The organism is Pseudomonas fluorescens (assembly GCF_005938625.1).
GTDB lineage: Bacteria > Pseudomonadota > Gammaproteobacteria > Pseudomonadales > Pseudomonadaceae > Aquipseudomonas > Aquipseudomonas fluorescens_BD.
Window position 1 is genome coordinate 45419 of the sequence record NZ_VCNJ01000001.1, and the last position, 20188, is coordinate 65606.

The following is a 20188-nucleotide window of genomic DNA, read 5'->3' on the forward strand; positions in this document are numbered from 1 at the left end:
TTGAATGATTACTTTCATCTCAAGGAATGAGTCATGGCTGTGCATTCAATTTGTCCTGCGCGATATCAAACGAATAAATCGATTGATCAAGCCAACTTTTGTTTAATTGTTGTAGGGCTATTCGGAAACCGCTTCTCTTTTTCTTGTGCTCACTTTCCGTGGGACGTTGTGGGAAGTTTCCTAGGATTGCGTTCGGGAAAAAATATCTCAACAATTACAGTGGCTTGGAGGCTGAGTTTGGCGGTTTAAGGGGGTTTGTCAGTTCAAGTGTTTCAAATAACTACAAACTTGTAAGTGTTAGCATTCGAACGTCTATTACTTATTGATGAATTGTCGCCTGACTGGTTTTTCAGTTCGCGTGGCATGAAACTTTCGATACCGGGTAAATACCGATGAGCACGATCCATGATCAGGCAATGAACTATGTCTACCAGCAAGTATTGCAACGTTTGCTGAGTTTCTTCTCTCGCGCAGAACGCACGGCGCTGCAGTTGCTGATCCAGCGACTGGCGGTGGCTGCCGGCGGTATGGAGAGCATTGGTCATTTCAAGGTACTGGTGAACCAGTCAGGGTCGCGCGACAGTTGTTATACGCTGGCATTGTTACGGGCCGCCCAGCTGACCATCGCTGGCCGTTCGCCCGCGACCTTTCAATTGCGGGTCGCCAACCTGCGCTGGAACGGCAGCAGCCAGGTGTCGCTGCAAAACATGCATCGCAGCTATAGCGCACTGTTTCTGTATGACGATCCTCGGGTCGAACTGGTGATGGTGGATCACCGCGAGGTTCTGCCGTTTGACCATCAGGCACCTATTGGCGAGGCGGGGCGTGAGGCGAACCGCATCAATCTGCTGTTGATCGGGCATCGTCGAACCTGGAACGAACCGCTCGAGCTATGGGATGACGCTTATCTGGCCACGGCCGAGTTCTACGGGCAGGTTGCCCGCTGGAACAATGGCGTCGATGCGATGATCGGCAGTGAGTCTACGCGCCGTCAGAAGCACTTCCTCGACGGATTGGGTCGCGCCGTACAGAAAGCCACGATCGCCGGACCGCAAGTGAGCACTGTCGGCTTTGACATGCTGTTCCCGCTGCTCGATGGGCTCGGTGGCGATTATTACCGCGAGTTTTACCCCGAGGAGGAGCGGGTAGCCTGGCGTCCCGAAGGTCAATTCGAGGCGTGTCGGCGCACCAGTTTTGTCAGTATCAACGACATGATTGTCGGCAAGCTCGAAGAGCGCTGGCCTTTGCTGAGTGATTTTCTGGGTTTTCAAGCGGATGACCTGACGCTATATCAAGGTGATGACGAACACGTCGAGCCTTTGGTAGCCGCGCATCTTCGAGGCATGCAGGCTCAGTTTATCGAGGGGCGGACCTATGTGGCCGGCGTCAGCGAATACCTGAAAGACAGCTTGATCGCCATGCGCCAAAAACAGGTCCCGGAACCCGTTTGCGAACAGTTGCTGGCGAGCTTCGGCAATCTGCAGGAGCCCGAGCAACTGCGCATGCAGGCGGAAAGCACTCTGCTGGCCAATTTTGAACTGAATGAAATTCAGCTCACGTGCCTGTTGTTTTCACCGTTCATTAATGCGGGTGCCGGGCTCGAGCGCTTCCTGCGCAATTGTCATCCCGGCATGCTGGTGGCGTTGCCGGAGCTGCATCGGGCCATGCAGGGCCTGCATGCGCCGGAACAGGTCATGAAATGGATGACGGATGTCAGTGGGCTGCCGGTCAGGTTGATTGTGCGTCTGTATGCAATGGGGCCTGTTTGCATGTCTGCACCCGACGAAGCGGCAGCGCAGAGCCACGACGAGGATGACGCGGTAGCCAAACCTTCCGCCGATCGATCGGCGGAAGGCTGATCGTGATCCGCGAGCCTGGAAATGAAGGCATGCCCATGGATGCCGGTTCGTGAAAGCGTCGAGGGAGAACGACTTCGTTTATCAGGCGGTTTATCGATATCTGACGCTGCTGATAGAGGAGGCCGGGAGTAGCTCGGCGGTGCGTCTGCCCTCTCTGCGACAATTGGCGGATCGGCTCAATGTGTCGATCTCGACTGTCCAGTACGCGTATTCGCTTCTGGAAAAGGAAGGCCGGGTCTATTCGATTGCCAAATCCGGGTACTACGCGCAAGCGCTACATGTGATGGACTCACCCGACAGTGGCAGTGATTTGCTGGAAACCGTTTACGTCAATGCCAGGCGCTGGGGCATGTGTGTGCTGAGTGCCGATGAGCCGGCCTCACTGCAACCGCTGGACAGTCCATTACTGATGCTGGAGCGGGAGCTGCTGCGTCAATATCCGCGCCAGCCGCAAGCGCTGGTACAACCCTGGGGAGAGCTGGAGCTGCGCACCGTATTGGCCGCACGCTATACCTCGTCCACGGCCAATTACTGGCGGGCGGATGACGTCTATATCGGCGCAGATCTGCGCGGTGTACTGGAAATTCTGATTTCCGTGCTTGAGCTGCGTCGGGCCACTGTGGTTGTTGAATCGCCCTGTGACTGGGTGATTTTACGTCTGCTGGAAGCCGCCGAGGTACGCGTTATCGAGTTGCCGTTGCTCGCTGGTGGCGTGATTGATTTGCAGCGGCTGGAGTCGGTGCTCAAAAATGAGCCGGTGCGTTTGATGCTGTTGTCGTCAGTGCTGAGCATGCCCAGGGGCAGCCATCTGCCGCTGAGTAACCAGCAGGCCGTCGCGCATTTGCTCGGGTGTCATGGCACCTGGGTGCTGGAAAACGACTGTTACAGCGAGCTTCATGAAAGCGCTGATGCCCAACGGTTGCGCGACTGGCTTGATCCTGACCGTTTGCTGGTGTTTTCCACGTTCGAAAAATTCATCGGGGCCGAGGCGCCTTTTGGCATTTTGCTCTCACGTCATTGGCGCAATGAGTTGCAGCGGCAATTCCTGTTACGCGCGTTTCGCTTGTCGCCGATCCGCCAGAAGGCCGTTGCCAGGCTGCTTGGAGGAGGGCGGCTGGATCAGCATTTGCTGGTACTGAGACGGATGCTCAGGGAGCGTCGCACGCAATTGATCGAGTTGTTGCGAGAGCGTCTTGGCGATGCGCTGCAGATTGTCGAACCGCAAGGTGGCGCGACGATTTGGGTACGTTCTCTGCGCCCGGTGAACATGGCACAGGTGTTCCAGCGCCTGCTCAGACAGCAAATCATCATTGCACCGGGCGAATTGTTCAGCCTGCAAGGCCTGCATGCGCACCATCTGCGGTTGAGCCCGCTGAACCATGGCGACCATGACCTGGCCAGCGTCGTCGGACTGCTGGGCGACGCCCTGCGTCTGGCGCCTGCTGAATAACGTTAAAAAACATCGGGAGCGTCCCGGATAGATCCCATCGCACTGCGGTCAAACAGCCAGTAAACTGCGCTCTATTCCTGAACCACTCTATTTCAGAGGTTTTGCATGACACTCAGTCCTTTTGCGGGCAAACCGGCACCGGCAGAATTGTTGGTCGATATCCCGCGACTGGTAACGGCTTACTACACCGGACAGCCCGACGCCTCGATTTCCACTCAGCGTGTGGCATTCGGTACATCCGGACACCGGGGCAGCTCGTTCGACTTGAGTTTCAACGAGTGGCACGTTCTGGCCATCAGCCAGGCGATCTGCCTGTACCGCGAAGCCCAAGGCATCACCGGGCCGCTGTTTGTCGGCATCGACACCCACGCACTGTCGACCCCGGCCGGGGCCAGTGCGCTGGAAGTTCTGGCCGCCAACGGTGTGATGGTGATGATCGCCGAAGGTGATGAGTACACGCCGACACCGGCCATTTCCCACGCGATTCTCTGCTACAACCGAGGCCGTACCTCGGGCCTGGCGGACGGCATCGTTATCACGCCGTCGCACAACCCGCCACAAAGCGGTGGTTACAAATACAACCCCACCAACGGCGGGCCGGCTGACACCCACATCACCAAGTGGATCGAAGCCAAGGCCAATGAGCTGCTGGCCGCCAAACTGGCCGGTGTGAAACGCATCAGCTACGAGCAAGCGCTCAAGGCCAGCACGACGCATCGCCACGACTATCTGAACACCTACGTTGCCGACCTGATCAACGTGATCGACTTCGATGCCATCCGTGACGCCAAACTGCGTCTGGGCGTTGATCCGCTGGGTGGAGCAGGGGTGCGCTACTGGTCGGCGATTGCCGAGCATTACCGTCTGGACCTGCAAGTGGTCAACAAGGAAGTCGACGCGACGTTCCGTTTCATGACTGTCGACTGGGATGGCCAGATTCGCATGGACCCGTCGTCCAGCCACGCGATGCAGGGCCTGATTGGCCTGAAAGAGCGTTTCGACGTTGCCTTCGCTTGCGACCCGGATCACGACCGTCACGGCATCGTGACGCCGTCCGGTGGTTTGCTTGCGCCGAACAACTATCTGGCCGTTTCGATCGATTACCTGTTCCAGAATCGCCCACAGTGGCGCGCGGATGCTGGCGTGGGTAAAACCGTGGTCAGCAGCGGTCTGATCGATCGCGTGGCCAAACGCTTGGGGCGTCGTCTGTACGAAGTTCCGGTCGGTTTCAAATGGTTCGCCGACGGCCTGTTCGACGGCTCGCTGGGTTTCGGTGGTGAAGAGAGCGCCGGCGCATCGTTCCTGCGCAAGGACGGTGGCGTCTGGAGCACCGACAAGGACGGTTTGATCCCGGCCTTGCTCGCCGCCGAAATGACCGCGCGCACCGGTCGCGACCCGAGTCAGGCCTACAAGGCATTGACCGATGAGTTGGGCGAACCGTTCTCGGTCCGTGTCGATGCCAAGGCCAATCCGGAGCAGAAAGCGCTGCTGAGCAAGTTGTCGCCTGCGCAGGTGACTTCGACCGAACTGGCCGGTGAGAAAATCCAGAGCATTCTCAGCCATGCACCGGGCAACGATCAGGCGATTGGTGGCCTGAAAGTGATGACTGAAAACGGTTGGTTCGCCGCGCGTCCGTCGGGCACCGAAGACATCTACAAGATCTACGCCGAAAGCTTCATCAGTGACGACCATCTGAAGCAATTGGTTGTTGAAGCGCAGACACTGGTGGATGGCGCCATCTCCAGCAAGTGATGCTCGCAAGCGCATGAAAAAAGGGGCAACCGTGATGGTCGCCCCTTTTTTTGCCTGCCCTTCAGGCAATCAAGCCAAATCCACCAGGACGATTTCACTGTCCTCAATGGCCGTGACGCTCAGCACGCGCTCATGTGCTACCGCCACACCGTCCCGAGCTTGTGCGCGCAAGCCGTTGACTTCAATCACGCCAGTGCTTGGAACAAGATACGCGCGACGGCCTTCATCCAGATGATATTCGGCAGTTTCACCCGCCTTGAGGTTGGCCGCGACCAATCGCGCATCAGCGCGAATCCGCAGGCTCTGGTCATCGCCATCCTTGCCACTGGCCAAGGTGACAAAGCCTTCGCGCTGGCCTTTCGGAAACGGTTTTGCGCCCCACGATGGCGGTGCGCCGGTTTCCGTCGGCAGAATCCAGATCTGGAAGATCTTGGTGTCTTTCGCTTCCAGGTTGTATTCGCTGTGAGCGATGCCGGTGCCGGCGCTCATCACTTGCACATCACCAGCTTCGGTGCGGCCCTTGTTGCCGAGGTTGTCCTGGTGAGTAATCGCACCTTCACGGACATAGGTGATGATTTCCATATCGCGATGCGGGTGCTGCGGGAACCCGGTGCCCGCCGCGATCACGTCATCGTTCCACACCCGCAGGTTGCCCCAGCTCATGCGCTGCGGGTCGTAGTACTCGGCGAACGAAAAGTGGTGATGGGCATCCAGCCAGCCGTGATGGGCGCCGCCCAGCGAGCTGAAAGGTCTGAGTTCAAGCATGATCGTCTCCTCAAAAGGTTCGTCGTGGGGCGTGAATGGCGACACCCGACGCGACACCGGTGGTTTATGACGGCCATCATCTATCAGTTAATAATCGATAAAAAGCGTAAAAACTGCGGCGTTATGATCGATATTTCAGATAGGAAAACAGCTCGAAAGCGTCTCATCTCACCTTCAGTTCATCGCCTAAACCGATGACCTGTAAGCATTTCGCTAGAACTGAGCGGCAAATACAGACACCATAGCCGCAACAGCCTTACACACTGGAGCCCCTCAGCGTGGCGCAACACACCCCCGATCTTCCTCCCGAACTTCGCCCCTTGGCCGAGATGCCCTGGTTCAAACGCCTGGCGGCGCGCTTCTTCGGCCATGGTTTGACGCGTCTGCGCGCGCAGCACCGTGCATCGTGGTTGCACGGTCAGGCCGACGGCTTCCGAAGCGGCCACACCGCTGGCGTCGAATATGGCTTTAAGGAAGGCAAGCTTGAGGGGCTGGAAGAAGGCCGGCAGGTGTTGCTGATCCGTGACAGCCGCAACACTGAGCATCGCCCGCCGAGCGTTGATAATCATCTGTTCGACGATTGGCGCCTGCCACTGACGGCCGAGCTGAAAAAGCGCATGAAGGCTGATGTCGCGCGCTTATTGCCTGAGTACGCTCAGCCAAGTGCTGCACAATGGAAAATGATTTTCAGTGAAACGCCCTCGACATCTGTGGTCGCCGGCGCTGGCGCGGGCAAATCCACCACGCTGGTGCTGCGCATCCTCTTGCTCAACCACTATCTGGGCTTTGAGCTGGACTCGATGACCGTGGTGACCTTCACCCGCGAGTCGCGCAAGGATTTCATTAATAAGCTGATCGAGCTGTTCGGACTCTGGGGCCAGACGCTGAATCTGCGCCAGGCTCGGGAACTGGTGCGTACCTTCCACTCGCGCATTCTGCCGATGGTGCGCAGCTTGCCGGGTTTCGAGCGCTTGCAGGCCTTTGAAAACCTCAGCCATCGAGCGCAAGGTGCTGACGAGGAGGTCGACAGTAATCCGTTCGATCTGCGCATCAACGATGCACAACGCCAGCAACTCAACGCCTGCTATCACCGCTTGTTCAGCCAGGACGAGCGTTTCCGCCAATTGATTCAGCCATTGTCTCGCGCCGGTTTGCAGCTCAAGGAACTGGAGCGTGATCACCCGGACGTGCAGAAGCGCGTAGCGGTAACGCAGTTGGCCTCCCAGCGCGACGAAGAGCTGTGCGATGCCATCGAAGATCTGTGGTTCCGCGCTGGCGCCTGGCCGATCAAGGGCATCGAGCCGAACCGGCAGAGTTTCGATATCAACGGGGCAAAATTCCATTGCCATGGCTACATTCCGAGCCTGGATGCATGGGTGGTGCTCGGCTTCGATCCGCGGGAAAACCCGCAAACGAGCCGGCCAAATGCCAAGCTCAGCGTACGCGCAGAATGGGCGGTGAAGCGAACCCTGTTTCAAGCTTTCTGTCGTAAGCCCTTGATTTGGTTGGATAGTTACGAGTCATCAAAGCGCGTTCTGGCGACGCTGGCCGGCGATGCCAGCGCCGGTCCCGGTTTCGATTACAAGGTCAAGGGCGAGCTGGCTTCCGCGCCGATGCTCGACTGTTTTGTTGCGGCGGCCGGTTTCATCGAAAACCTCGGCCTGGACGTGCCTGACGCGGTCGCTCGCATGAGTTTTGCCAAGGACGACCCCGACCGGTTTTTCTTTGAGGCCCTGAGTCTGTTCTGGCGGGCATTTGAAGATCATCTACTGGATCAAAAGCCGCCGGTCATGACCTACAACCGCATGTTCGCGCTGTTCAGCGAGCACTCGCCGGAAAACCTCAAGCTATTAAGCGATGAGTTGCTACGGCCGCTGTCGCACCTGATGATCGATGAGTTTCAGGACGTATCGCCACAGATCGTCTCGTGGATACGCGCGAGCCTCAGCGAAATCCGCAGCCGCGGCCCGGCCATGCATGTCGGGCGGGGCGCGCAGCGTTCATCTTTGCTGTGCGTCGGCGATGACTGGCAGTCGATTTACGGTTGGCGGGGCAGTTCGCCGAGTTACTTCATGGCGTTCGACAAGGAGTTCCCGTCGCCGAGCACCACGCGGGTGATGCTCAGTGACAACTATCGCAGTCACCAGCACATCATCGATGCCGCTGAGCATATCGTCCGCGCTGCGCCAGCGATCGCCGGCAAAAAAGCCAAGGCCAGCGGTGCGCCCAAGCCGCTGCAGCCAGTCAATGTGCTGGAGCGCGACGATCAGGCCTTGGGGCAACGCCTCGCCGAGCACTACCGCCAAGGTCATTCGATCTTGATGCTTTATCGAAAAAGTAGCGATAAGTCATTGATTGAAGAGCATATTCAGTCTGTAGTTAATGTTGATTCGAGCTTGCCATACGAGGCGCGGCGCCTGAAACAACTGACCTACCACAGCGCCAAAGGCCTGCAGGCAGATGCAGTGTTTTTGCTCGGTGATTGCCAGCACCTGACCAGTTCGCCTTACAAGAACCAGGTCTATCGCATGGCAGGTTTGGGTAAAACGGGTGACAGCGAACCGTACGACACGGCGCAAAAAGACGAGATCCTGCGCCTGGCGTATGTCGGCATCACGCGTGCGGTCAGCCATTGCTACTGGTACGTCGAACCGCAGGAGGCGCAAGCCGTGAACATGCCACGGGCATCTGACCGGGTGGCCAAGGGCAAGCCGTTCTTCGTTGATCACCGCGTCACCAAACAACCCGCATAGGCACAAAAAAGCCCACAGAGATGTGGGCTTTTTGTTTTAAATCATAAGCTTATGCGTAACTCCTGAGAGACTCCGGAGGTACGAAAGCTTCCAGCTCGTCCTCCACAGCCTCGATGATTCGCTCCACATCCGCTGCATTCATCACCGTCGCGCACGGGATGCCGGCGATGGCGATCATGGTTTCGCCACTGGCGCGATCGAACAGACGGGCGATCATGCTGCCCGGCGCGTCCATCGTCGCCTCGAAGCCCATGGGATGAAAATGCCAGCGCATCAGCTGGCATGCATTGGGGAACGTGACTTTGCTTGACCCTTTATTCATGTGTTGCCCGCCTTCTTCATCGAGCGCTTCCGTTTGCTCATGTTAGGTGGGAAGAGCCTTCATTGGCTCAACCGGTGACTGACATTAAAAGTAGCATCCTGATGTGAAATCTCTGTGAGATTTTTCAGTTCTTTTTGCGATTGCTTCGTATTTTTTGATGTAAGTCACGGCCTACGCAATCATCGCCAAATGGCCACTACGGATTAGCCATTGAAGCCCGCGCCGAACTTCGGCAAGCTCGTTTCTTTTGCGCCGAGCCCTTTATGCACGCCGACGATGACGGCCCAGAACAGACCCAGTCCACGGCGGCCACGGTCATGCGCTATCACCTTAGCTGGAAGCACCGCGACCTCGACAGCGTCATGGCGTTGTACCACCCCGACATCCAGTACAACGATTTCTTCCAGAATCGCGTGCTCGGCCTCGAAGAATTGCGCGAGTACGTGCGTGTCAGCATGCCGCGCGAATCCGACGAACTGCTCGAGCATTGCGACCGCATTCGCGTCGACGGCAACACCGCGTTCATTCAATACGAAGTGACATTGCGCGGCGGCGACGGGCTGGTGTCGTTTCGCTCCAGTGAGGCAATCACGGTCAAGGACGGGCTGATCTGGCGCGTCAACGAATACGCTTCATTGGTGCGTACGCAAACTCATGGCCCAACCTCTTCAAGCCAGCGCCCGGCGGTCAGCCGCCTGGGCTTGTCGCCGCGCCAGTTGAGTTTCATGGCTGAAGACCTGCAGCAGTATTTCGAAAAGCAGCAGCCGTACCTCGATCCCGAACTCGACTTGCAACGGGTGGCGAAGGAATGCGGTTACAGCCGCAATCAGATTTCCTATTTGCTCAATCAAGTGCTCGGGCAGAGCTTCTATCGCTACGTCAATCAGGCACGTCTGCAACATCTGCTGCGCTCGCTGGATAACGCCACGCCGCCGCTGCGCATCGATGAACTGGCTTTCGCTGCCGGTTTCAATTCTTTGTCGGCGTTCTATAGCTGTTTCCGCCAGCACACCGGCCAGTCGCCCAAGGCCTACGCCAAACAAATTTCTTTGCGGGCACGCGCGCAAGACATCGACTGAGCACAGCCACTAGGATCGACGCCATCGAAGGTTTCAGTGGCGGAGTCTTGCATGCCGGCGTGGCGCACTATCAGTTTGTGGATGGATCAACTCGATGAGCCGCTGACCGCGCGGCCCGAGCTTGAGCGGGATCTGGATGTCGACGTGGCGATCGTCGGCGCGGGCTACACCGGGCTGTGGACCGCGTACTACCTGAAGAAACTGGCGCCGGGCCTCGACATTGCGATTGTCGAAGCCCAGACCGCCGGTTTCGGTGCGTCCGGTCGCAATGGCGGCTGGCTGATGGGCAACCTGCTCGGCGAGGATCGCTTGCTGGCCGGGCTGTCGCCAGAACAGCGCCGCGCATCCTTCGATCTGCTGCACAGCATTCCTGATGAAGTCGAGATCGTCCTCGAACGCGAAGGCATCGACTGCGATTACCGCAAGGGCGGCGTGCTGTATTGCGCGGCGCGCTATCCGGAGCAGGAAGCCTCCCTGCGCGAATACCTGAACAAACTGCACGCCCAAGGCCTGACCGACGACGATTACCGCTGGTTAAGTCCCGAGCAACTGGCGCAGCAGATCCGTGTGGCCAAGCCGTATGGCGGGATTTACGCGCCACACGTGGCGACCATCCACCCGGCGAAACTGGTGCGCGGTCTGGCGCGCACCGTGCAGAACATGGGCGTGAAGATCTACGAAAACAGTCCCGTCACGCACTGGCAGTCGGGCAGCTTGCGCACCGCCAAGGCCAGCGTGCGCAGTCGCTGGATCGTGCCGGCCGTCGAAGGTTATTCGGTGACCTTGCCGCCGCTGGGACGCTATCAATTGCCGGTGCAGAGCCTGATCGTCGCCACCGAGCCGTTGTCTGCAGCGACCTGGGACGAAATTGGCCTCAGCCGTGGACAGGCGTTCAGCGAATTCAGCCGGCAGGTTACTTATGGCCAGCGCAGTGCCGACAATCGTCTGATTTTCGGCGCCCGAGGCGGTTATCAGTTTGCCGGGAAGCTGCGGCATAACTTCGATCTGACCCGCGATGAAGTCGAGCTGCGCCGCTATCTATTCGGCGAACTGTTCCCGCAACTGAAAAACGTGCAAATCACCCACGCCTGGGGTGGCAATCTCGGCATGTCCCGGCACTTCAAGCCGCACATGCTCTGCGATCGCGCCAACGGTATCGCGCTGTCCGGCGGTTATGGCGGGGAGGGCGTCGGCGCCAGCAACCTTGGCGGCCGCACCCTGGCGGATCTGATTCTTGAGCGCGACACCGAACTGACTCAGCAGCCGTGGGTGCTGCCCGACGGCGGCATTCATGCACTGCGTGCGTGGGAACCGGAGCCGTGCCGCTGGCTCGGCTACAACGCGATCATCAAGAGTTTCGTCCACGAAGACCAGACCCTGGCCAACCCGGCGACCGCGCCATGGCGGCGCAAGCTCGCCAGCCAGGTCGCGGGTTTCATGGAAGGTTTCATGCACTAAACGCCGATTGACTTCAAGAAAGCCCAAAAGACAGGTCAGACCATGAGCATTACCCAGTTCAAAAACACCGCGACATTGCAGCTCGACGAATCCAGCCCGGTCGCCGTGCCCCTCGGCGAACCGGTGGCGATTGCCTCGACCACCAGCGTCGAGCGCGACGATGGCGTCGAAACCGGCGTCTGGGAATGCACCCCGGGGCGCTGGCGTCGGCAGATCACCGCACAGGAGTTCTGTCATTTCATTTCCGGGCGCTGCACGTTCACCCCCGACGGTGGCGGCGAAACCCTGCACATACAAGGTGGCGACGCACTGATGTTGCCGGCCAACACGCTCGGTATCTGGGATATCCAGGAAACCGTGCGCAAGAGCTACGTGCTGATTTTCTGATTGTTTGATCCTTTGATTGCCTGCCAACAAAAAAGAAAACCCACACAGGAATCGATCCATGATCCGCAAGACCCTCGCTCTGGCACCGCTGATGCTCGCCGTTTCCCTTGCTCAGGCAGCGGAAACGGTCAAGGTTTACAACTGGTCCGACTACATCGCACCGGACACCACCAAAAATTTCCAGAAAGAGACGGGCGTGGGTGTCACCTATGACGTCTACGACAGCAACGAAACCCTCGACGGCAAGTTGATGACCGGTAAATCCGGTTACGACGTGGTGTTCCCGTCCAACCACTTCATGGCCCGGCAGATTCAGGGCGGGGCGCTGAAGAAACTCGACAAGAGCCAGTTGCCGAACTGGAAAAACCTCAATCCGGTATTGCTCAAAGCGCTGCAGACCAACGACCCGAACAACGAACACGGCTTTCCATACCTGTGGGGCAGCACCGGCATCGGCTACAACATCGCCAAGGTCAAAGCGGTGCTGGGCGATGACGCACCGGTGGATTCCTGGGACCTGATCTTCAAGCCCGAGTACATGGAAAAGCTGCAGAAGTGCGGCGTGGCCATCCTCGACAACGGCCCGGAATTGCTGCCGGCGGCGCTCAACTACCTGGGCCTGCCGCACCACAGCAAAAATCCCGAGGATTATAAGAAGGCCGAAGCGCTGCTGATGAAAGTGCGGCCGTATGTCAGCTACTTCCACTCCTCGAAATACACCAGCGACCTGGCCAACGGCGACATCTGCGTGGCGGTTGGCTTCTCCGGCGACATCCTGCAAGCCGAAAACCGCGCCAAGGAAGCCAAGAACGGTGTCGACATCGGTTACGCGATTCCCAAGGAAGGCGCGGCAATCTGGTTTGACATGGTCGCCATGCCCGCCGATGCCCCGGACGAGAAGGCCGGTTACGCGTTCATGAACTACCTGCTGCGCCCGGACGTGATGGCCGGCATCAGCAACTACGTGCATTACGCCAATGGTAACGAGCAGGCGGACAGCTTGATCGAGCCGGCGATCAAGAACGACACCAAGGTTTATCCGAGCCCGGAAATGATGGGCAAGTTGTTCGCGCTGGAGGCGATGCCGTTGAACATTGACCGGATTCGCACGCGGGTGTGGAACAAGATCCGCACGGGTAGCTGACCCGCTTTTCCCCTGTAGGAGCTGCCGCAGGCTGCGATCTTTTGATCTTGCTTTTAGAAGGCAAAGTCAAAAGATCGCAGCCTCGTTTCACTCGTCAGCTCCTACAGTTTGAGCGAGCTATCTGATTGATATCAATACACTGGCATCGCACTAATAGAGTGCAGGAAAGTGAGACGCGCCTAACAAAAAACAACTTACCCATATTTAATATTTAAATAGAAAATCGTCAGACAATTAGGCAAAAACCGCGCAACTAAAACATTCTTCTACCTCCGCACGCTTTGTTTACGGCAGTTTTGCGAAACAGCCCGATTTGATCTCAAAAAAATCCTTTACGGCAGATTTCAAATTGTGTCAGGTTTCTTACGCCTTCATTGGGCGAGTGATAGGACGATCTCGCCAGAGAGAGTCCTGTCGGACAAAAACTGTTCCATTGCTAAACAAGGAAGTGTGTTTATGTCGAAAGTTAAAGCGAATGCTATTGATACCGCCGAACAGGCTTTTCTGCTGTCCGCGGCGCCACAACCACTGGCCGCAGCCAGCTCGGCGTATAACCAGATCAATAGCTTTAGCCATCAGTACGACCGTGGCGGCAACCTCACGGTCAATGGCAAACCCTCCTTCTCCGTCGACCAGGCCGCAACCCAGTTGCTGCGCGACGGCGCTGCCTACCAGGACAAGGACGGCAGCGGCAAGATCGAACTCACCTACACGTTCCTGACTTCGGCATCGTCCAGCACGATGAACAAGCACGGGATCAGCGGGTTCAGTCAGTTCAGTGCGCAACAACAAGCCCAGGCCAAGCTCGCCATGCAATCCTGGGCTGACGTGGCCAACGTGACCTTCACCGAGAAAGCCTCGGGCGGTGACGGCCACATGACCTTCGGTAACTACAGCGGTGGCCAGGATGGCGCTGCAGCGTTCGCTTATCTGCCAGGCACCGGCGCCGGTTATGACGGCACCTCGTGGTACTTGATCAACAGTGGCTACACGCAAAACAAGAACCCGGATCTGAACAACTACGGTCGTCAGACCCTGACGCACGAAATCGGCCACAGCCTGGGTCTCGCTCACCCTGGCGACTACAACGCCGGCAATGGCAACCCGACCTACAACGACGCGTCCTACGGGCAAGACACCCGCGGCTACAGCGTCATGAGCTACTGGAGCGAAAGCAACACCAATCAGAACTTCAGCAAGGGCGGTGTCGAAGCGTATTCGTCCGGTCCGCTGATGGACGATATCGCTGCCATCCAGAAACTCTACGGTGCCAACACCACCACCCGCACCGGTGACACCACCTACGGTTTCAACTCCAACACTGGCCGCGATTTCCTCAGCGCTTCGTCGTCGAGTGACAAAGTGGTGTTCTCGGTGTGGGACGCGGGCGGCAAGGATACTCTGGACTTCTCGGGTTTCACCCAGAACCAGAAGATCAACCTCAATGACGCCTCGTTCTCCGACGTTGGCGGCCTGGTGGGCAACGTGTCCATCGCCAAGGGCGCGATCATCGAGAACGCCATTGGCGGTTCGGGTAACGATCTGCTGATCGGCAACAGCGTGGCCAACGAGCTCAAGGGCGGTGCCGGTAACGACATCCTCTACGGCGCTGGCGGTGCTGACAAGCTGTGGGGCGGTGCCGGTTCGGACACCTTTGTGTTCGCCGCCAGCTCCGATTCCAAGCCGGGTGCGATTGATCAGATCCTCGATTTCGTCAGCGGTCTGGACAAAATCGACCTGACCGGCATCACCAACGGTGCAGGCTTGCACTTCGTCAGCAGCTTCACCGGTTCTGCCGGCGACGCCATCCTGACCTCGTCGGGCGGCAACAGCCTGTTGTCGGTGGACTTCTCCGGGCACGGCGTGGCTGATTTCCAGGTCAGCACCGTTGGCCAGGCAGCGACCAGCGACATCGTGGCGTGATGTAGCAGTAGAAAGCGGCGTGTGATGCGCCGCTTTCTTTGCTTGCATCGTATTGGCAGGTAAGCAAGGCTACACGCCGGAGCGAATATTCCTATGATCTATAAAGCTTTTACCTACACGGTAGCGGCGTGGCTCTCGGCGGCGCTCTTCATGATTTCAGGAGAAACCAGCATGGCAAGCAGCCTCAGACTCGAAGAACCCTCCGTATTTTCCGGGCAGTGGCAAGCGACGCTGTCCACCCGAGGTGATGATCCACAAGCGCAAAAGCAGCAGGACAAGCCTTCCAACAGTTGCGCCTTGGAATTGAAGGTAAACAAGACCTTGGGCGAGGGCGCCGACTGCCTCGGTGCCTGGCTTGAAGAATCCCCGATCGGCTGGTTTCCCGACCCTGACGGCCTGTCCATCACCGGCAAGGAAGGCTCAAGAATCCAGTTCTTCAGCCGACAACGTGAAGGGTTTTATCTGACCACTTTGAAGTCGGGCCTGGTGATTACCCTCGAGCGCGTAGCGCAATAGTTGTGATGATCCAGTCTGCGACAAGGTTTTAATATAAAGCGCCAGCCGTTGGTTATAAGAAACACCGAGTGGCAACTGCACTGCAGTTATTTGCGCAAGTTGTTATGAAAGTGTAAGCGGGTACTTGCAAGTCATCTTTCGCAGGTAAGCGGAACATTAATTGAAGCCTCGCCCAAGTGTGGCGAGACCGATCATTTCAGGAAGAATCAATGAAGATGGCGAAGGCCCCAGCCACCGCTCCCTTATTCAAGGCATTGGCTGACTATAAAAGTATTCTGATCAGCGTCGGCTGCTTTACCGCGCTGATTAACGTGCTGATGCTGGTGCCCTCCATCTATATGCTCCAGGTTTATGACCGGGTGCTGTCGTCGCAGAACGAAACGACCTTGGCGATGCTGTCGCTGATGGTCGTCGGCTTCTTTGCCTTCATCGGCATGCTGGAAGTGATCCGCAGCTTTATCGTGATCCGCATCGGCAGCCAATTGGAGCGCCGCTTCAACCTGCGTGTTTACCAAGCGGCGTTCGAACGCAACCTGTTCAAGGGCGAGGGCAACGCCGGGCAATCGCTGGGCGACCTCACGCACATTCGCCAATTCGTTACCGGCCCGGCGCTGTTCGCGTTTTTCGATGCGCCATGGTTCCCGGTCTATCTGTTTGTGATCTACCTGTTCAACGTCTGGCTCGGCGTACTCGCTACAGCGGGCGCTCTGCTGCTGATCGGCCTGGCCTGCCTGAACGAATACATGACCAAAAAGCCGCTGGGCGAAGCCGCCGGTTATTCGCAGAAATCCAGCCAGTTGGCGACCAGCCATTTGCACAACGCCGAAACCATTCAAGCGATGGGCATGCTCGGTTCCCTGCGCAAGCGCTGGTTCCAGGTGCACTCGCGCTTCCTCGGTCTGCAGAATCAGGCCAGCGACTCCGGTGCGGTGATCAGCTCTGTGAGTAAAACCCTGCGTCTGTGCCTGCAATCATTGGTGTTGGGCCTGGGCGCGCTGCTGGTGATCAAGGGCGACATGACCGCCGGGATGATGATCGCCGGTTCGATCCTGATGGGCCGCGTACTCAGCCCGATCGACCAGTTGATTGCCGTATGGAAGCAATGGAGCGGGGCGAAACTGGCTTACCGTCGTCTTGATGCGCTGCTGCAAGCGTTCCCGCCGAGTGACGACGCCATGGCGCTGCCGGCGCCGAAAGGCCAGATCACCTTCGAACAAGTCAGCGCCGGCCCACCGGGGCAACGCGCGGCAACCCTGCAGATGGTCAATTTCAATCTGAATGCCGGCGAAGTGCTCGGCGTGCTCGGTGCTTCCGGTTCCGGCAAGTCGACGCTGGCCCGGGTGCTGGTCGGTGTCTGGCCGACCCTCGGCGGCACCGTGCGCCTCGATGGCGCCGATATTCATCGCTGGAACCGCGACCAGCTCGGCCCCTACATCGGTTATTTGCCGCAAGACATCGAACTGTTCAGCGGCAGCATCGCCGAAAACATCGCCCGTTTCAGCGAGGCCGATCCGCAGAAGGTCGTCGCCGCCGCGCAACAAGCCGGCGTACACGAAATGATCCTGCGTCTGCCGCAAGGTTACGACACGCAACTGGGCGAGGACGGCAGTGGTTTGTCCGGCGGCCAGAAACAGCGCGTGGCATTGGCGCGTTCCATGTATGGCACGCCGAGCCTGGTGGTGCTGGATGAGCCCAATTCCAACCTCGACACCGTCGGTGAAGCGGCATTGGCCAGCGCCATTGCCGCACTCAAAGCCCAGGGCACCACGGTGGTTCTGGTGACGCACCGTTCTTCGGTGTTGGCCCAGGCTGACAAGTTGCTGGTGCTCAATGACGGCCGCTTGCAGGCGTTCGGCCCAAGTCAGGACGTGCTCAAGGCACTCTCCGGCCAGCAGGAACAACAACGGGAAAAAGCTGCACAGGCACCGGGCGGGCTCAGCATGAGCCGTCAGTATCAGCCCTCGACAAGGAATTCGGGTGTATGAGCAGCGCAAGCATGAACACTGAAAACGAAGCGAGCATGGAACACGCCTACATCACTGAACGCCCGGAGCGCGATGCGAAGTTTTTCGCGCGCATGGGCTGGATTCTGGCGATTGTCGGTGCTGGCAGCTTCTTCACCTGGGCCGCCCTGGCGCCGCTGGATCAAGGCATTCCGGTGCAGGGCACAGTCGTGGTCTCGGGCAAGCGCAAAGCCGTGCAGTCGATGAGCAGCGGCGTGGTCAGCCGGATTCTGGTGCGCGAAGGCGAAATCGTGAAACAGGGCCAGCCGCTGTTCCGCCTCGATCAGACCCAGGTTGCGGCTGATGTGCAGTCGCTGCAAGCGCAGTACCGCATGGCTTGGGCCAGCCTCGCGCGCTGGCAGGCCGAACGCGACAACCTCAAGCAAGTGACTTTTCCGGCAGAGCTGAGCAATGACCCGGACCCGCGTCTGGCATTGGTACTGGAAGGTCAGCGCCAACTGTTCAGCAGCCGTCGTGAGGCGTACTACCGCGAGCAGGCCGGATTGCGTGCGAGCATCGAAGGCGCCACCGCGCAACTGGCCGGCATGCGTCGCGCGCGTACTGATCTCAATGCCCAGGCCGACTCGCTGCAACAACAGTTGAGCAACCTGCAACCGCTGGCCGACAACGGCTACATCCCGCGCAACCGCTTGATGGAATACCAGCGTCAACTGTCACAAGTGCAGCAGCAACTGGCTGAAAACACCGGTGAAAGCGGCCGGGTGGAGCAGGGCATTCTTGAGTCGCGGCTGAAGCTGCAACAGCACGCCGAGGAATACCAGAAGGAAGTCCGCACGCAACTGGCCGACGCGCAGCTGAAAAGCGTGACCCTGTCGGAGCAACTGACTTCGGCCGGTTTCGACCTGCAACACAGCGAAATCATCGCCACCGCCGACGGCGTCGCGGTCAACCTCGGCGTGCACACCGAGGGCGCGGTGGTGCGCCAAGGTGAAACGTTGCTGGAGATCGTTCCGCAAGGCACCACGCTGGAAGTGGAAGGGCACCTGCCGATCAACCTGATCGACAAGGTTGGCGCGCATTTGCCGGTGGACATTCTGTTTACCGCGTTCAACCAGAGCAAAACCCCGCGTGTACCGGGTGAAGTCAGCCTGATTTCCGCCGACCAGATGGTCGACGAGAAAACCGGCGTGCCGTACTACGTCCTGCGCAGCAGCGTCAGCGATCAGGCCATGGAAAAACTCAACGGTCTGGTGATCAAGCCCGGCATGCCGGCAGAAATGTTCGTGCGCACTGGCGAACGTTCACTCCTCAACTATCTGTTCAAACCGCTGCTCGACCGGGCCGGCTCCGCGTTGACCGAGGAATAAGGATGTTCGGCTGTATGAATAAGCTTTCCATGCTCGCGGCGGCAATGATGCTGCTCGCGAGTCACTCAGCAGTAGCGGCCATGGGGCCGTTCGAGATCTACGAACAGGCGTTGCGCAATGACCCGGTGTTCCTCGGGGCGATCAAGGAGCGCGACGCCGGCCTGGAAAACCGTGCAATTGGCCGTGCCGGTCTGCTGCCACGTATCGGTTACACCTACAACAAGGGCCGCAACACGTCGAAAGCTACCTCTCTGGATGAGCGCGCACGTAACCGGACCGATGATCGCAACTACAACAGTTACGGTTCGGCCCTGACCCTGCAACAACCGCTGCTCGACTACGAGGCTTATGCCGCGTATCGCAAAGGTGTCGCGCAGTCGTTGTTTGCTGATGAAAATTTTCGCGGCAAGAGTCAGGAATTGCTGGTTCGTGTGCTGGACAACTACACCAAGGCACTGTTCGCGCAGGATCAGATCGACATCGCTCAGGCGAAGAAGAAGGCCTACGAGCAGCAGTTCCAGCAGAACGAGCACATGTTCAAGCAGGGCGAGGGCACGCGCACCGATATTCTTGAGGCCGAGTCGCGCTATGAACTGGCGACCGCCGAGGAGATTGAGGCGCGCAACGAACAGGATGCCGCGCTGCGTGAACTGGGTGCGCTGGTGGGCACGCCCGCGGTGGATATTGGCGATCTGGCTCCGCTCGATCAGAATTTTCAGACGTTTGCGCTGATGCCTGCCAATTACGATACCTGGCACGAAATGGCGGTGAGCAATAACCCGAATCTGGCCTCGCAGCGCCAGGCCGTGGAAGTCGCGCGGTATGAAGTGGAGCGCAATCGCGCCGGGCATCTGCCGAAAGTCAGTGCTTACGCGTCGATGCGCCAGAACGAATCGGAAAGCGGCAACACCTACAACCAGCGCTACGAAACCAACACCATCGGTTTTGAAGTCAGCGTGCCGTTGTATGCCGGTGGCGGTGTCTCGGCGTCCACGCGTCAGGCCAGCCGCACCATGGAACAGGCGGAGTATGAACTCGATGGCAAGACGCGCGAGACGCTGATCGAACTGCGTCGGCAGTTCAGCGCTTGTTTGTCTGGCGTGAGCAAACTGCGCGCTTATCAGAAGGCGCTGAGCTCGGCTGAAGCGTTGGTGGTGTCGACCAAGCAGAGCATTCTAGGAGGTGAGCGGACCAACCTCGACGCGTTGAACGCCGAGCAGCAACTGTTTACCACCCGCCGCGATCTGGCGCAGGCGCGGTACGACTATCTGATGGCCTGGACCAAGTTGCATTACTACGCCGGGACACTGAACGAGCAGGATCTGGCGCGGGTGGATGAGGCTTTTGTGGTCGCTCAACAGCCCTCACCCTAACCCTCTCCCAGAGGGAGAGGGGACTGACCGGGGATATTGCAGAAGTACACCGACTTGAACGAGCGTCACTGAATCC

The 20188-nt window shown here is 58.5% G+C and carries 15 protein-coding genes; 13 read left to right on the forward strand and 2 right to left on the reverse strand.

Annotated elements, in window-relative coordinates; translation table 11 throughout:
* The first annotated feature begins 392 nt into the window (after positions 1–392).
* The 3 genes from FGA82_RS00175 (at position 393) to pgm (ending at position 5061) form a co-directional block, all read left to right on the forward strand.
* On the forward strand, positions 393–1859 hold the full coding sequence (locus FGA82_RS00175; RefSeq protein WP_141125565.1) for a hypothetical protein: 1467 nt from the start codon (positions 393–395) through the stop codon (positions 1857–1859).
* Between the two features lie 49 nt (positions 1860–1908).
* Positions 1909–3309, forward strand: a complete 1401-nt coding sequence (locus FGA82_RS00180; protein ID WP_141125566.1) for a PLP-dependent aminotransferase family protein — start codon at positions 1909–1911, stop codon at positions 3307–3309.
* 105 nt (positions 3310–3414) lie between these two features.
* Positions 3415–5061, forward strand: coding sequence for a phosphoglucomutase (alpha-D-glucose-1,6-bisphosphate-dependent) (pgm, locus tag FGA82_RS00185; RefSeq protein WP_141125567.1), 1647 nt, complete (start codon positions 3415–3417; stop codon positions 5059–5061).
* Positions 5062–5130: 69 nt separating this feature from the next.
* On the opposite strand, the gene FGA82_RS00190 is transcribed toward pgm, so the two are convergent.
* A complete protein-coding gene (locus FGA82_RS00190) occupies positions 5131–5826 on the reverse strand; it encodes a pirin family protein (protein ID WP_141125568.1) in 696 nt (231 codons plus the stop codon).
* Between the two features lie 278 nt (positions 5827–6104).
* Here FGA82_RS00190 and FGA82_RS00195 point away from each other — a divergent pair, with 278 nt between their 5' ends.
* Positions 6105–8579, forward strand: a complete 2475-nt coding sequence (locus FGA82_RS00195) for a UvrD-helicase domain-containing protein (protein WP_141125569.1) — start codon at positions 6105–6107, stop codon at positions 8577–8579.
* A gap of 49 nt (positions 8580–8628) precedes the next feature.
* Here FGA82_RS00195 and FGA82_RS00200 read toward each other — a convergent pair whose 3' ends face one another.
* Complete coding sequence (locus FGA82_RS00200; protein ID WP_038367758.1) at positions 8629–8901, reverse strand: DUF1652 domain-containing protein; 273 nt, start codon at positions 8899–8901, stop codon at positions 8629–8631.
* A 263-nt stretch (positions 8902–9164) separates the two neighbouring features.
* Between FGA82_RS00200 and FGA82_RS00205 the strand changes: the two genes are divergently transcribed.
* The 9 genes from FGA82_RS00205 to FGA82_RS00245 all read left to right on the forward strand — a co-directional run bounded on the left by FGA82_RS00205 (position 9165) and on the right by FGA82_RS00245 (position 20112).
* Entirely contained in the window at positions 9165–9980 is an 816-nt protein-coding gene (locus FGA82_RS00205) for a helix-turn-helix domain-containing protein (RefSeq protein ID WP_141125570.1), read from the forward strand.
* A 51-nt stretch (positions 9981–10031) separates the two neighbouring features.
* The gene (locus FGA82_RS00210) at positions 10032–11438 is read left to right on the forward strand and encodes an NAD(P)/FAD-dependent oxidoreductase (RefSeq protein WP_141125571.1); all 1407 of its coding nucleotides are present in this window, start codon (positions 10032–10034) and stop codon (positions 11436–11438) included.
* A 42-nt stretch (positions 11439–11480) separates the two neighbouring features.
* Positions 11481–11825 (forward strand): cupin domain-containing protein, encoded by a 345-nt coding sequence (locus FGA82_RS00215; RefSeq protein WP_141125572.1) that lies wholly within the window; start codon positions 11481–11483, stop codon positions 11823–11825.
* A gap of 58 nt (positions 11826–11883) precedes the next feature.
* Positions 11884–12969 carry a polyamine ABC transporter substrate-binding protein gene (locus FGA82_RS00220; RefSeq protein WP_141125573.1) on the forward strand — a complete coding sequence of 362 codons (1086 nt, stop codon included), beginning with the start codon at positions 11884–11886 and terminating at the stop codon, positions 12967–12969.
* A gap of 456 nt (positions 12970–13425) precedes the next feature.
* Entirely contained in the window at positions 13426–14892 is a 1467-nt protein-coding gene (locus FGA82_RS00225; protein ID WP_141125574.1) for a serralysin family metalloprotease, read from the forward strand.
* 93 nt (positions 14893–14985) lie between these two features.
* Positions 14986–15408, forward strand: a complete 423-nt coding sequence (locus tag FGA82_RS00230) for an AprI/Inh family metalloprotease inhibitor (protein ID WP_171057219.1) — start codon at positions 14986–14988, stop codon at positions 15406–15408.
* Positions 15409–15617: 209 nt separating this feature from the next.
* Positions 15618–17393 (forward strand): type I secretion system permease/ATPase, encoded by a 1776-nt coding sequence (locus tag FGA82_RS00235; protein WP_141125576.1) that lies wholly within the window; start codon positions 15618–15620, stop codon positions 17391–17393.
* Positions 17390–18739, forward strand: coding sequence for an HlyD family type I secretion periplasmic adaptor subunit (locus FGA82_RS00240; RefSeq protein WP_034154169.1), 1350 nt, complete (start codon positions 17390–17392; stop codon positions 18737–18739). Before FGA82_RS00235 ends, FGA82_RS00240 begins: the two co-directional genes overlap by 4 nt.
* 2 nt (positions 18740–18741) lie before the next feature.
* Positions 18742–20112, forward strand: coding sequence for a TolC family outer membrane protein (locus FGA82_RS00245; RefSeq protein ID WP_141125577.1), 1371 nt, complete (start codon positions 18742–18744; stop codon positions 20110–20112).
* Positions 20113–20188: the final 76 nt, after the last annotated feature.